Here is a 13,110-nt window from a genome sequence, read left to right on the forward strand (position 1 = left end):
GCTAGTCCGTCAGCCTGACGACATCGCGCCGGCGCGTGTCCGCCTCGATGTTCTCGATCGGCAGCTTCACCACCGAACCGACGGTAAGGTACGGCGACTGCAAAGCGAGATCCTGGTTGAAGGCGAGCACCCGCTCGACGTATCCGGCGGGCTGACGGCCGAACATGCGCCAAACCAGCTGCGACAGCGTCATGTGCTCGGTCTTGACGGTCTCGGTCACGTACTTCTCAGTCACAGGAACAGCCTCAGGATGGATGCAGCCATGCCGGCGCTAGGTGAGCCGACCCGCAACAGGTTGACGGTGAACCGGATCTCCCGACCGACGCCGTGGTGATCCAAATAGGCAGACTTCTCCGCCAAACCTTGGATAAGCACCCAGCCGAGCGGGATGAAGTCGCCACGCATCAGCGGCAGCGGGATCTTGGCCGCACGTGCCGCCTCGAGTGCGGCGAGCGACCCGAGGCCACCGAAGTGCGAGGGGTGGATCACCCCGTTCAACGTAATCGGGGCGTCCTCGTCACCGGTCTCCTCATAGATCGGCGCCGCGCCAATGACGTCGTGCTTGGCAAACGACGTGTTCGCCTCGCCTTCGGTGGCGTCGAGGTTGGTGACCAGGTCGAAGACCACTGGCCCCAGAGACATCAGCGCGATCAAGGCGTCACCCCATAGTCCGAATAGGTCCGGCGCATTTCCTTGTCGACGCTGGAGCCGGCCGAGGCCGCGGAGTTGGCGGCGCTGCGCAGCACGCTTAGCAGCTGCTGCGCCTTTGCAATTGCCGCGTCGATCGAGCTCGAGTCGACCGTCGGGGCGGCAGATGACTTGGCGAGTGCATCCATGCCCGCCAGCATCCGGCCAATCGCATCGTCGCCGTTGAGGACGCTGTGAATTCCACCTGCCCTGTTCGGACCACCAGAAATCATCGCACCGTCCAGGCTGCTGTCTCGTTCGCGCTCCTCGATGCCTGACTTGCTCGCCGCGATACGCTGGTTGGCGAGGAACGTCGCCGACCTTGGGTCGTCGCGCCAGGTGCCACCACCGGGCGTGTCGCCGGATAGGAAGAGCGTCGATAAGAGCGGAGCACGACTACCGGCCCAAGCCAGCCAACCGGCGAACCCGGCGCCCGGCTTCTTGCCTTTGCCGCCGCCAACATTGTCCAGCACGCCGGCGCCCCCCTGAGCCACAGCAGCGGCCTGCAGCGCGGCCGCCGCGATGTTGAGGTTCGTCCCGGCAGTGATCAGGCCCCAGATCGCGGATGCGACCTTCCATGCACCGAATCCAGCGGCGCCAACCCCCGCAACGGCGAGGCCAGTGGCCACCTTCGGATCGCCGTCGCGCACCGCCTGCTGGAATCTATTGATCGTGTCGGCGAAGACATTCAGGCCGGAGCTGATTTGCTCCATGGGCATAAGGGCATCGGACAGGTTCTTGAGGCTGTCTTTGAAGCCCTGCCAGGCCGCGAACGGGTTATCGCCCTGCACCTGACCGGCCGCATCAAGGCCGGCCGCGTTAGGTAAGCGCTGCTCGACGAGGCGCTGATACTGGTCGAACGAGAAGACGATGCGGCTCAGCAGGTCGGACGACAGACGGTTGTTCGTTACCTCACCGAGCACCTTGGCGACAGCGGTCTCGTCCGACATGTCCACGCCGGCCTTCACCAGTTGAGGCAGCAGATGTTCCTTCACCCACTTGATCGGGTTGTTTGTGAAGGCCTTATCGCCTCCGATCAGCTGGCCGTCAGAGCTGCGGATGCCGTACTCCTCCTGCGCCTTGATCGCCTTCTTCGACGCGCGGCCGACGATGAACTGGTCGAAGGCAGCGCGGATCTGCGTACCGGCGTCGGAGCCGCCCGTCTCGGCGATCAGGAAAGGCAGCCACTTCGACATGAAGTCGTCGCCGTAGACCTTACCGGAGGAGCGGGCATATTTGATCGCCTGCGCGTAGGCGCCGGGGTCGATATCCATGCCGGCGACCTGCTGGGCCTTCATGAAGTTCTCGAGGTAATTCGTATACTCCTCCGGCGTGACCTTCTCGATGTTGTCCATTGCCTTGTTGAACTGACGCAGGCCCGAGATCGCCCCTTCAGACCCCATGGCGTTCGAGAGGATGAGGAATGCCTGGGCCATCTTTTCCGAAACCGCCAGAGCGGCGTCAGTCGATGGCATCGACAGCGACGCCTCTTTCATGACCTCGAAAATCTGGGACTTTGACAGGCGGTACTTGCCAGAGAGGTAGTCGGACTGGCTATTGATCCTGCCTCGCTCGCCTTCGGACAGGCCGGAGTATTTCGCCTCAGCCTGAACGCGGCGGCCTTCAGATGCCGCAATCAGCGCCTCCCGGCCGGCCATGCTGCCGATGTACGTTCCGGTATAGCCGCCGAGTAGCAGGTAGGCCGGCTTCATGGCGGCCTGGATGCCGCGACCGATGCGCTTGGCCTCGGCCTCGGTCTCCCGCATGCCGGCACGTACCGACGCGAAGTGCCCCAGCGTGGCCGTCTTCCACGCCGCGATCTCGCTCTTCTGGAGTGCCTTGGACAATCCGCGGGACGACATGTCCCGTTCGAGCCGTTCCCATGACCGGCGGATATCGTCGATCTGCCGGGCGCCGAGGCCAAGCTTTTCGATCTGGCGCTGAAAGCCGACACCCCACGACGCCGAGGACAGCCGCTTGGCGGTCGCCTCGATGTCACGGATGGTGTCGCCAACCTTTTTCGCCTCACCCAAGCCCATCGCTTCGACGACGAGCTGAAGGCGACCGACTAGCGTGCGTGCCATTGGATTACCCTAGTTTTGAGCCGAACAGGCGGGCTTGGAAGCTGGCCTTGTCCCGCTGCAGCGCCAGCGCGCCGCAGTAGAAATCAAGGATTCGCAGCCACTCCATTTCGAGCACCTGAGGAATCGGTGTGGAGAAGGTGTGGGCTACGAGGCCGACGTAGCCGATCCACTCTGAGGGGAAGACCCTGCCGCCGCCTTCAAACGGCGGGGCAAGAAAGGGAGGGCGGCCTCCTCCACGGCCATGCGGTCGTCATCGTCCAAGGCATCGTAGACCTCAAGCGGGCACTCGAACATCGGAGGGGCGATATTCTCTCCCCTTGCCAGCGCGTCGATGTAGCCCTGGACTTCCTTGCCGGTGACGCGGCGGACCGTGATCTCCGTCCAGACCTTGCCGCCGAACTCGACCTCATAATCGAGTGGAACCGTGGCACTGCGGACCTTAGTGCTGATGATACGCGCCTGCGAGGTTTCCGCAGGCGCCGTGGTTTCGGGCTGGTCAGTCATGGATCACCTCACGCCAGGCCGAGATTGCGAGCCATGCCTTGCAGCACGGGAACGCCGTCGATGCGCAGGCCGTTCGGACCGGCCCAGTAGTCGAAATAGAACTTCTCTTCCGCCCCAAGGTGCAGGTGGTAGAAGAGCATCTCGTTGATCTCGTAGCTGGACGACACGCCCTTATCGCGCTCGAATTCGGAGATCTCAGCTTTGGTCATGCGACCTTCAACGACGCACCGGAGGGGGATATCGTCGTGAGAACGAATGTCGCGAACGTTGCCGCGGATCGTGTATTTGATCCGCTGCGCACCGACCGGCATGATGCGCTTCTGGACATTTGGCGCCAGGCCCTCAAGCGTGAACGCGATCGGCGAAAGCGTATACGCCCGCATGCCCAGCTTGATGTTGGTGACGGCGCCGCCGCCAAGATGATCCTTGGTTGCCTCCTCGAGCCCGAAGAACTTGACGCTCTTAAGGATGGTGTAGAGCGATTCCCCGGGGTCATCGTCGCCAACAAACATGTTCGCAGCGTCGAGGTTGTAGAGGGGTGAGGACATTTTCTGGTCTCCCAATGGAAGGATCGCGGCCTTAGGCCGCGATCAGGTTGCCGAGCTGCAGGGAAATGTTGCGGACCAGTCCGTCCAGCGCCTCGGGATAGCGGCGAGACCGGATCGTGGCCTTGCGGAAGACAGGTGGCTCCTCGGCCTTGAACGTCAGGTCGATGTTGCCAAGACGCAGCTCCTCAGGAGTGTTCCGGTCCGGCTCAAAGTCGACCCGGTAGTCGAGAATGTCGCCGTCCGCCTTCAGAACGCGCAGCTGCGTGTCGAGCGTGTTGACGACAGCCTGGACCGTCTGGACTGTGAGATTGAAGCGGCCGAGGAAGTTGCGAACCGCCCTCACCTGCATCAGCTCCATGTAGGTGCGCATGCGGCACACGTTGGCGAAGCGCCAGTCCTCGAGTTCCGCCAATGTGTCGGTACCCCAGAAGGTGAAGCCACCATCGGTCAGGGAGCCAGCCACGCCAGCGTCACCGCGAAATGCAATGCCGAACGACAGCGCCAAGTCGTCCTGCCCCTCGACCGCCGCGTCGGTGATCGAGAACGGGATCGACGGCGACAGGCCGACGATGCCGTAGATCTGTTGGTTGGCGATCGAGAAGCTCGGCCGGCCGTCGCGCTCAGCGTCGCGGCGCGGATAAAGCGCAATGACATAGGGAGACATGGGCTTGGTCACGACGTCGCCACTGGCGTTCGAAACCTTCACGTCCTGCCGCAGCGGATGAAGGATCCACTCGGAACGTGGCAGCGTCTCAAGCCAGTCGATCGCCGCCTGCCGTGTGTTGGTCGGCCCTTCCGGGAGGAAGTGGGCCTGCAGCCGAGCACAGATCGTCGGCATCATCGCGCAGACAGCGTTGCCGATCTGTCCGAGCGTGACCGTCGCCGTCGCACCCGTGAGGCCGGCGGAAGCGGCGAACGACAGCGTCGGCGCCACCGTGTACGTGCCGGGGCTGGTGATGTTGACGGCCGTGAGCGCCCCCCCGGTGACCGTGAACGTGCCGGCTGCGTCAGATCCCGTGCCGCCGGTGAAGGCCAGCGGGAAGGTGCCGTTGGCTCCGCCACTGCCAGCTGCCGTGATGGAGCCGAACTTGAGCCCCTGCGACGACTGCGAAGTGTAGCCAGGCACGATGAGCAGTCGCGGCGTGACCCCGAGCTCCTCCGGTGCGTCGAGCAGCGCCCAGACGCCAGTTCCATTTGCCTCGCTGCCGATGATCTTGGCGATGACGGCCGATGCCTGAGCATTGTCCTCGACGCGAACCACCACGACTCGAGCGGCTGCAGCGCGGACACCCAGCTGGGCTGAGATGCCCATCAGCGCATCGACGAGCGTGCCCGTAGCGCCGAGCGCCGTGAGCTTCGCCTTATCGTTCGTGTAGAAGGTCGCCGCCTTGTCCAGTGGGAAGGTTACGGCGTCGGCATTCGGCGCGGTGCCGATGATGCCGATAACGCTCATGTCGGCCGCAAGCACCGCCTGCGCTTCGATTCCGTCGCGCAGGTGCCTGATACCTGCGATCAGTTCAGTGGCCATGTCTGGGCTCCTCAGGGACTCGACCTTGCCCAAGGGTCACTCAGGGCAACAAAAAAACCCGCCAGATGGCGGGCTGGTGGGGATCGGAGAGTTGAACTGTCAGTAGTGCGCTGATAGGGCGAGCTATGGCACCTTTCAGACAACTACGAATGCGGCTCGGTCTAAAGAAGCGCGACCCCTCGGCAATGCCCGCCTCTGTAACGGTTGGGCGCGGCACATACGGTGTGTCTAAGGAAGGCCTCTATAACTGCTTCCCCACCTCACCGGTCAGCATCGGAGCTTTTTGTTCTATCGCGCGCGAGGTGCTGTTCATGTGCCAGGGCAACCACCCTACCCACACAGCAGCGACGTACCCTTTTCAGAATAAGCGCTTCAAAACGCAGGCGATCGATGAATACCTCCAGACAAACGGCCCCATCGTGGTTGGGAATGACGTTTGGATCGGCGCACGTGCGATCATCATGTCTGGCGTAACGATTGGCGACGGTGCAGTGGTCGCCGCAGGTAGTATAGTCACCAAGGATGTTGCCGCCTACACCATCGTGGGCGGCAATCCTGCCAAGTTCATCAGACGCAGGTTTCCAGAGGACATCGCTGATGCGATGCAGGCAATTCGCTGGTGGGACTGGCCGGACGAGATGATCGCTCGAGAGCAAGCCTCCTTTGATCTGCCGGCCGAAGCGTTCGTCGCCAAGTATCGCCGCTAGCTTCCCGGCCAATCGGCCTCGATGTCGATGGCGTCGAGCGCGGCCTGGTCGGCAGCGCCGTTGATTTGCAGAGCAAGGGCCTTATGCCGGGAAAAGCAGGCCTGAACGTGCAGATACACCGCATCGCCGATTGCGATCATACTCGCCGGATCGAGCGTTACCCATCCGTCTACGCCGTTGAAATCGATTGGCCTGTCCGGGAAGCGTTGCGCCCCGGCATAGGCATTGCCGATGCGGTTTTGGCTTGCGATGTCGGTGGCTATGCGGGTACCACCTACGACGATCCCGCCTGTCTCGACCTGCCAACGTTTTTCCGCCAACGAGGTGAGACGAGCCGCTTTGCGTTCTGTCAGAGGTACTGCCTGTAGCACCCACTCGCCGTCTTGCAGGACATGCAGACTGCTTGGGCGCAGGGGGACAACCGAAGTCCCTTCTGGGTAGTTGGGCAGTAGTTCGTTCGGGCTGCCATCGATAGCCTGCCAGTATCCGCGATCTGGGTGGAAGAAGCCGGTCTCCGCCATCATCTCAACTCCGACCAGTAGCTGAACGAACCACCGCCTAGACGATAGTAGTGACCGTTAGGGACGACTGAGTAGACGATACCAAAGTCATTCACGGTGCCCGCTGCCACCCATGAAGCATTGTCAGTCGATACTTGAAAACTGTTGTTGTTGCCGGTGATGCCGCCATTGATGACGACTTGGATCGGGCGTCCCGTGGTGTTCTGGTATGAAGTGCCCGCAGCTCGGGAGACATTCTGCCATGTCTGCCCCGCACCAAGAGCACGCGCATCAAACGCTTCTTTGGTCCGGATCGGCGTCATGGCAGTGGTGTCATCTATCCCTGCCACGGCCTGAGGGTTCGTCGACTTTGTCACCGTGATCGTTCGATCCGCGGTAAGGTCTCCGCCGCCCGAGGCCAACCCAGCACCCGCTACAGATCGAATTGCCAGCGCGCGTGCCGCCAGCGCCGTGCTTACGGTGGTAGCGAAATTCGGATCGTTCCCTAGTGCGGCGGCCAACTCGTAGAGGGTGTCGAGCGCGCCCGGTGCGCCCGCGATGAGGGCGTTGATCTTTGCGGTAACAGCGGAATCAAAACCAACGATGTCGGCCACACCATGCTGATGGTTGCCCATCGCCGCCGCTGCCGACATCACTTGCCACGACGTCGCGGACTTGACCAGAACGTAACCCGCCGGGGCCGCGGCAGCGCCCTCGACGTCCATCAACTCCGCAAGAGTGAAGGTCTTGCTTGCCGACATCTTGCCGGCCAGCGCATCGACCAAACCCAAGACCTGTGCAAGAGAATGGGTGTGGCTAGCGTTGGCCTTGCTTGCCGCCAGGTTGCTGATCCCAACAACTACGGTTTCGACCATCGCAATGGCGAGCGCGATCTTGTCGAGTGCCTCGTCGACGAACTCTTTCGGCGCGAGGCCACGGGTCGGAATCGGAAACCCGTAAATTGGGGTTTCGGTTTCACCAGCCATTCTCGATATCCTTACCTGATGGAAGCGCCGAGGTCGCCGACGATAAGGCGCGCGGACGGCCCGCCGGTGGCGGTGATCCGGAGGCGCCCCTGGATCGCTGTGATGTTCGTCACCTCGTTGGTCCTCTCGACCCACTGGGGGAAATCGAGCGGCTCAGTGTCGATGAGAGGCAAGGCCAGCCAGTTCCCGTCGGCCTTGTCGTACTCGATCGTGACCGTCGCCCCGCCAGGCAGGTACGCCTTGAAGTAGGCTGTCAGGTCGATGGCTGTCCCGAACTTGAACGCCTCGGTGATGTAGACAGCCGTGGTCGCGATCTCGCCGGCGATGAGCTCGACCGGTGCGTAGAGGATCGGCGAAAGCTTCTCAGTTCCCTTCAGCACCGCGCGCAGCTGAACCGTCTCGGTGATGAACTCGTTGAGCTGCATTACTTGGAACGGTAGGAGCCGCCAGATCGTGCCGTTGGTGCGCTCTATCTCGAACACCACCGAACAAGCCGCCGACGGCAGCTCAACGGCCGCGCGGACCTGCAGGTCGCTGCAGTCGACAAGGTTGAACGAGCCGAGGTTGACCGTCTTGGTCGTCACTGGATAGCGCGCAGCCACCAGGCGGAATGACAAAGCCTCGCCCTGATGCGCCGTCCAACTGCGACCATTGACGCCGTCGAGCCGCGGGCCGATCGGGTAAGGATGCGCCGTCACCTTTCGCTGCAGATCGATGTCGAACCCACCCAAAGCAGCGACCGATACCGAGTGAGCATTGTCGTCGGTCTTGATGACCGCGGAATGGTCCCGGTCATCAGGGGTGGTCACCGGCAGGGGATATCGTGCCGACTTCCATCCCTCTGTGGCCCCGGCCATCGGAACGAACGCCTCAGCCATGACGTCGACGGTCGGAATACCGTTTTCGACGGTAACCTGATGCACGAGGATGTTGTTCGACAGGTTGCCGAGTGCGCATAGGTGGAAATCGATACCGAGCAGCTGACGAGCTTCAGGCAACATGAAGTTCTGCGCCTGAGGATCGGAACCACTCTCGCTTCCGCCGCCGCCGGCTGGCCGCGGCGGTTGCGGGATCCACCGCCGGATCGTCGTCGTTCGGCGCATGACATCGATCTCGATCGTGCCTTGGCCGGTGAACATGGCCTGGGCGGTGCTGCCGCCCAAGCCCTCTGCCCGCACCGTCTTTGTTCCCGCGGGAATATTGGCGGGGATTGTGAAAGCGCCCGCGATTTCGCCGTTGGCGTCGCCCGAAAGAACGCCTACCGGCTTGACGTTGACGCTATCGAAGGTGAGGACGTCGAGGACTTCACCGTGACCGAAACCAGTCAGCTTGAAGCTCACGAGGATCTCACGAAGGAATTCCGCCTGCTCCTGGCGCTGGTCGACAAGCCTGTCCTGAACGTCGACAGTTTGTAGCGGTCCCCTGCCACGCTGGAAGCCGCGCTGGAACTCGAGCGTTTCTTCCGACAACCATTCGGTGCGTGACACTGTCCAGAAGTCCGACGCGGGTGTGAGCGCCAGCGAACCGGGCAACGGCAGGAAGTTGGCGTAAGGATTGATCTTGACGCAGTTGGTCTTGAGCGCCTGGTCGACGATCACTTCCTCGACCCAGTCGAGCGTTACCGGCCCGACCATCGCGGCGTAATGGAACGTCGGCGTGATCTGCAGCTGCATGACGCCGTCGCCGACGGCCGCATTCTGAGGCACCCCGATGTCACGGAAGCTATCGTCGATCATTGGATCGACGAACATGTTCTTCTTGGCGTTCGGATCGCGAGCGTTGATGCCAGATTTCAATCGCTCGAGCTGGATGAGACGGCTATGGTCGCGCAACTGGTTGAAGTAGCGCCACATCTCGCCGTAGTCGATCGAGCGTACGCCGTCGTTGACAACCGTCGGCGTACCCATCCAGTTGTTGCTGATCTGACAGAGCGGCAGCACGTCTAGTGGAGGCACAGGCCTGACAGGATTGGCGCGCGCCGAGATGCCCTTCACGTATTCGACTTCGCCGTTCTGTCGGAGGCAGAGCATGTCGATGCGCGGCAGCTTATAGGTGTACGACACGATGATGTCGCCGCCAGTGGCGCCGCCCGAAACGGTGATGCTCTTGTCGTCAAAACTGGTGGCCACGACACTGTCGCGATAGCGGTACTTGACCGTATACGTCTGGCCTGCGCCGGGCTCCGGACCGGCCGGCCCCCAGTCAACGCCGTTGCCGGTACGGATCCAGCTCGTATCCTTGGCATAGACCGTGGCGCCCTGCTTCACCTCGATAAGGTCGATGACACTGGTGTCGGGGAGCCCATCGATCCCGTGCGCGGTTGCGCCGCGCGTCACGTTGACCGTCTTCTCCTTGGTCAACAGGATCGACGAAATCGTGTCGATGGGAAACGCAGCCACCTGGATCGTAACACTGGCGCCACCAGTGTAGGTGTGGGTCTCGCCCGGCACCGCGCCAACATCCCAGATCCGGGCCTCGGCGTGGCGTAGAGCCGCGAAACGCGTGATCTTGAAGCCGTTGATGTTGGCCTCGCCCTGCTCGATCGAGAAGAGCTCATCCCCTGCGTTGGCGCCCAGCGCCGTAACGCGGCAACCCGACACGATGTAGTGGCCATGGGGGCGATCGTACTGAGCAAGGGCCTGCGCAACACCAGAAAGCTGCGGCGGCGGCGTCTGGTCAAGGATAGTACCGTCCTGCAGGAGATAGACCTGATGGAACTCGCCCTGACCGCTGTCGCCAGCCCCAGCCCATGCGAGGGTCACGACCTCTCGAGCGGCGCCATCTTCGTCCGCAGCTTCGGATCCGGGCACAAGGCCGCGTAGTTCTGGCGCATCGTCGGCCGTCAGCCAGGTGCGGGTGACGCGCACACCAATCTCGACGCGACCGACCATCGGCACGTGCGTGAGCACCTTCTCCGCAACAGGAAAGACGTCCCCCTCGACGTAAATTAGGCCGTCCTGAAGGGTTACCGTGCCCGCCTCGCGGTCGACCACGGCAGACGCGCGCTCGACGCGGTCACCGTCACTGGCGATAAGGCGGCCAAGGCGGTCGTGGCGGCCGCGGATGATGTCCTGCACGTCGTTGAGCTCGGCGCCCTGTAGGAACGGGCGCCGGCCATAGAAGACCACCGACTGCTGCTCACCCCTGCCGTCTGCACGGCTGAAGGCGAGCGGCAGGCCGCTCTTGTGTTCGTACATCAGAACCTCACAAGGAACTTGAATTGATCCCGCACCGTGCGGCGCAGTGGGATGGTGACCGCCCGCTGGGCGAACTCTTGCCCTCCTGACAGCTGGGCGGCCGTAAGCCATTGCTTGCCGGGCTTCACACCGGGCGCGCGAACGGCATTGACTAGGAGCGAAATGGACGTCGCTGCAACGTCATCAGCATCCTCAAACTGGGTCATGGCCTCGATGTAGACACGAGTGCCAGACGGCGACGGGTCGTAGGCGGCGCCGCCAACCCTGTAGGCCCCGCCCGGTGCAAGACCAACAGGTCGCACAGCCCGGCAAAGCCGGTATCCGATGACCGCGCCGCCCGCAGCGCGAAGGCAAAGATAGATCGGCCGCCCGGCAAACCACCCGGCCATCAATGCCTGGCGCTGCGCCTCAGGAGAATCCTCCCAAGCGAAGGTGGCCTCCTCCCATGGATAGGTCATGTCTTCCCATGCGAGGGAGCCCCCCCCTACAGGCGGGTCGATCCAGTTGCCGATGGCCTCGCCTTCCGCCTGCGACAAGGTGTGGTCGAATTCGGCCAAACGGCCGAACGACCATATGGCGGGCTGGCCCGGCCAGGATGGGGTGCCGGGCGTGGCCGCCACACCGCTCTCGAACTCCAGCATGCTTTGGTCGAGCCTACTGTAGTCAAGTTCGAGCGGTTTGATGTCGTAACGATGGACGCCACGGCGGAAACGCGATCGACGCGAGACCGACAGCGTCGAGATGCCTTCGATGCGACTGAGGTCCGGATCGTCATTCGCTGGCAAGGAAGGGAATCGGAGCTGGAACGAGTTCCAGTAGCGCCGATTTGGCGAAGCTTCCTCTTGCGCCGCAGTGTAGCCGAGCCAACCCAGCCCCTTCGCAACAGCCATAGGCGTGCCGCGGATCCGCTGCCAGGCGACACCCTCGTCGAGCAGCTCGTAGAGGTTCGGCAAATACGGCGTGAGCTCTTCAAGCCCACACTCATCGATCAGCCATGGCAGGAAAGACGGCGGCCGTGTGACGTGCTTGGCGACCCTGATTGCCTCGACCGCCTCGAGTATCTGCTGGGTCGGCGCCGTGGTTTCGGAAACCGCCCGCTCAAGTTTGGTGGCGTTCTTTGGGAGCAGAACCTGCTTCATCAGTAGGAACGCCCCTTGAACGTGACAGACACGGTGCCGATGGCGATGGCCTCCCGGAACGAAGCGATTGTATCCGGGGTGGGCACTTCCACCCGCTGGACGCCCGGGATCATCATCATTGCAGTCAGCCAAGCGTTCGGCAGATCGCGGCCGAGGGCCATTATCTCCTGCCACGCTGCCTTGACCGCGGGACCGATCTTGGTGAGGACGTCGGCGTTGGCATCCGGCAAGAGCCAGACATCTGCCGTCGGGTTCACCACAATCCTGGCAGCCGGTTCGACAACGATCGTGTCGTTGACCATCCGCTTTTCCGGATCATTGAGCGCGGCCGCGACGCGCGCGATAAGATCCGGGTCTGCCACCCCGTTGTTGTCCGTGGAGAAGACGGCCGCGTAGATGATCGGGCTGCGGCCGATCGTGTAGATCGACGTGTCCCTGACCCGCAGGTCGACGGCCATAGCGATGCCGCGATACCGAGGCTCGGTACCGCCCGTCGATCGCCCCTGGATAGCCAGGCGAACCCGCTGGCGCAGCCGGTCATCCTTTTCGCCAGGCATGCGCACCACGTCGTAGAACCCGGCCAGGTGGTCGAGCGCGACGTCGATTGCGAAGGCGAGGATATTGGCCAGCACCGCGTCGTTGATGCGCCGACGAACCAGTACCTCGCGATAGGCGTTCTCCTCGATCTGGATCTTCACCGGATCGGTCTCAAGGTTGCCGACGTCGTAGTCGATCCCCTTTGCCGCGAAGAGCTCCTGCGTCTTGTCGACCCTCAGGTCGAGCAACGCTTCATAGACCAGCTCCTCGATGATGGCCGGCTTCGGTAGGTCTGCCATGGGAAGGGAGCCTTCAGTTGCCCGGCCGAACGATCACCGAGCCGCCCTCGATGCTCACGAACATGGCCGTCTGCTGCCAGTCGAGGTGCCCGAACGGACGATAGTCCCCGTTGATGGTGAAATCGCCGAAGCCAAGGCGGTTGATGTCGTTGAGGACGAACTGCCGTATCTTGAAACGAGGTTCGAACAGCTCAGTCAGCATCCAGAGCACGTTGAACCACAGAAGAACCGTACGTTCGGTGGCGTTTTCGCCCAAGAGCTTTAGCCCTGGGTTGCCGAACCATTCGCGCATGACGCGCTCGCCCTGAAAAGTGGTGAAGATCTTGCCGAGGCTCTGCTCGACGTGCGGGAAACCGTCGAGCACCAGGCCGGTATCTGCGTCCACTCCGGCCAC

13 protein-coding genes are annotated in these 13,110 nt (G+C 62.6%); 1 reads left to right on the top strand and 12 read right to left on the bottom strand.

All coding sequences use genetic code 11. The features are described from left to right. Window position 1: 1 nt before the first annotated feature. The 6 genes from ABSY17_RS14735 to ABSY17_RS14760 all read right to left on the bottom strand — a co-directional run bounded on the left by ABSY17_RS14735 (window position 2) and on the right by ABSY17_RS14760 (window position 5,351). Window positions 2–235, bottom strand: coding sequence for a tail protein X (locus ABSY17_RS14735; RefSeq protein WP_195432377.1), 234 nt, complete (start codon window positions 233–235; stop codon window positions 2–4). After that, window positions 232–654, bottom strand: coding sequence for a phage tail protein (locus ABSY17_RS14740; protein ID WP_378952043.1), 423 nt, complete (start codon window positions 652–654; stop codon window positions 232–234). Before ABSY17_RS14740 ends, ABSY17_RS14735 begins: the two co-directional genes overlap by 4 nt. Continuing rightward, a complete protein-coding gene (locus ABSY17_RS14745) occupies window positions 651–2,534 on the bottom strand; it encodes a hypothetical protein (protein WP_378952046.1) in 1,884 nt (627 codons plus the stop codon). Before ABSY17_RS14745 ends, ABSY17_RS14740 begins: the two co-directional genes overlap by 4 nt. A gap of 381 nt (window positions 2,535–2,915) precedes the next feature. Next, window positions 2,916–3,275 (bottom strand): hypothetical protein, encoded by a 360-nt coding sequence (locus ABSY17_RS14750; RefSeq protein WP_378952049.1) that lies wholly within the window; start codon window positions 3,273–3,275, stop codon window positions 2,916–2,918. A gap of 8 nt (window positions 3,276–3,283) precedes the next feature. Then, the gene (locus ABSY17_RS14755) at window positions 3,284–3,823 is read right to left on the bottom strand and encodes a phage major tail tube protein (protein ID WP_378952052.1); all 540 of its coding nucleotides are present in this window, start codon (window positions 3,821–3,823) and stop codon (window positions 3,284–3,286) included. A 31-nt stretch (window positions 3,824–3,854) separates the two neighbouring features. Continuing rightward, window positions 3,855–5,351 carry a phage tail protein gene (locus ABSY17_RS14760; protein ID WP_378952055.1) on the bottom strand — a complete coding sequence of 499 codons (1,497 nt, stop codon included), beginning with the start codon at window positions 5,349–5,351 and terminating at the stop codon, window positions 3,855–3,857. Window positions 5,352–5,500: 149 nt separating this feature from the next. Here ABSY17_RS14760 and ABSY17_RS14765 point away from each other — a divergent pair, with 149 nt between their 5' ends. Then, a complete protein-coding gene (locus ABSY17_RS14765) occupies window positions 5,501–6,058 on the top strand; it encodes a CatB-related O-acetyltransferase (protein ID WP_378952058.1) in 558 nt (185 codons plus the stop codon). Here the strand turns inward: ABSY17_RS14765 and ABSY17_RS14770 are convergent. The 6 genes from ABSY17_RS14770 to ABSY17_RS14795 are packed head-to-tail and all read right to left on the bottom strand — an operon-like array spanning window position 6,055 to window position 13,110. Next, a complete protein-coding gene (locus tag ABSY17_RS14770) occupies window positions 6,055–6,582 on the bottom strand; it encodes a DUF4376 domain-containing protein (RefSeq protein ID WP_378952061.1) in 528 nt (175 codons plus the stop codon). The genes ABSY17_RS14765 and ABSY17_RS14770 overlap by 4 nt on opposite strands. After that, a complete protein-coding gene (locus ABSY17_RS14775; protein WP_378952064.1) occupies window positions 6,579–7,544 on the bottom strand; it encodes a hypothetical protein in 966 nt (321 codons plus the stop codon). Before ABSY17_RS14775 ends, ABSY17_RS14770 begins: the two co-directional genes overlap by 4 nt. A gap of 11 nt (window positions 7,545–7,555) precedes the next feature. Then, complete coding sequence (locus ABSY17_RS14780; protein ID WP_378952066.1) at window positions 7,556–10,741, bottom strand: DUF4815 domain-containing protein; 3,186 nt, start codon at window positions 10,739–10,741, stop codon at window positions 7,556–7,558. Next, complete coding sequence (locus tag ABSY17_RS14785) at window positions 10,741–11,880, bottom strand: phage tail protein (RefSeq protein WP_378952068.1); 1,140 nt, start codon at window positions 11,878–11,880, stop codon at window positions 10,741–10,743. Before ABSY17_RS14785 ends, ABSY17_RS14780 begins: the two co-directional genes overlap by 1 nt. Beyond that, a complete protein-coding gene (locus tag ABSY17_RS14790; protein ID WP_378952070.1) occupies window positions 11,880–12,716 on the bottom strand; it encodes a baseplate J/gp47 family protein in 837 nt (278 codons plus the stop codon). Before ABSY17_RS14790 ends, ABSY17_RS14785 begins: the two co-directional genes overlap by 1 nt. Window positions 12,717–12,729: 13 nt before the next feature. Further along, the gene (locus ABSY17_RS14795) at window positions 12,730–13,110 is read right to left on the bottom strand and encodes a GPW/gp25 family protein (protein ID WP_378952072.1); all 381 of its coding nucleotides are present in this window, start codon (window positions 13,108–13,110) and stop codon (window positions 12,730–12,732) included.

The sequence above is a fragment of the Mesorhizobium sp. ANAO-SY3R2 genome (assembly GCF_042466635.1).
GTDB lineage: Bacteria > Pseudomonadota > Alphaproteobacteria > Rhizobiales > Rhizobiaceae > Aminobacter.

Bases quoted from the DNA above. Each gene is read 5' to 3' on its own strand.
- ABSY17_RS14765 (WP_378952058.1), top strand. From the start codon at position 5,501: ATGCGGCTCGGTCTAAAGAAGCGCGACCCCTCGGCAATGCCCGCCTCT.
- ABSY17_RS14780 (WP_378952066.1), bottom strand. From the start codon at position 10,741: ATGTACGAACACAAGAGCGGCCTGCCGCTCGCCTTCAGCCGTGCAGAC.
- ABSY17_RS14755 (WP_378952052.1), bottom strand. From the start codon at position 3,823: ATGTCCTCACCCCTCTACAACCTCGACGCTGCGAACATGTTTGTTGGC.
- ABSY17_RS14785 (WP_378952068.1), bottom strand. From the start codon at position 11,880: ATGAAGCAGGTTCTGCTCCCAAAGAACGCCACCAAACTTGAGCGGGCG.
- ABSY17_RS14775 (WP_378952064.1), bottom strand. From the start codon at position 7,544: ATGGCTGGTGAAACCGAAACCCCAATTTACGGGTTTCCGATTCCGACC.
- ABSY17_RS14790 (WP_378952070.1), bottom strand. From the start codon at position 12,716: ATGGCAGACCTACCGAAGCCGGCCATCATCGAGGAGCTGGTCTATGAA.
- ABSY17_RS14750 (WP_378952049.1), bottom strand. From the start codon at position 3,275: ATGACTGACCAGCCCGAAACCACGGCGCCTGCGGAAACCTCGCAGGCG.
- ABSY17_RS14770 (WP_378952061.1), bottom strand. From the start codon at position 6,582: ATGATGGCGGAGACCGGCTTCTTCCACCCAGATCGCGGATACTGGCAG.
- ABSY17_RS14760 (WP_378952055.1), bottom strand. From the start codon at position 5,351: ATGGCCACTGAACTGATCGCAGGTATCAGGCACCTGCGCGACGGAATC.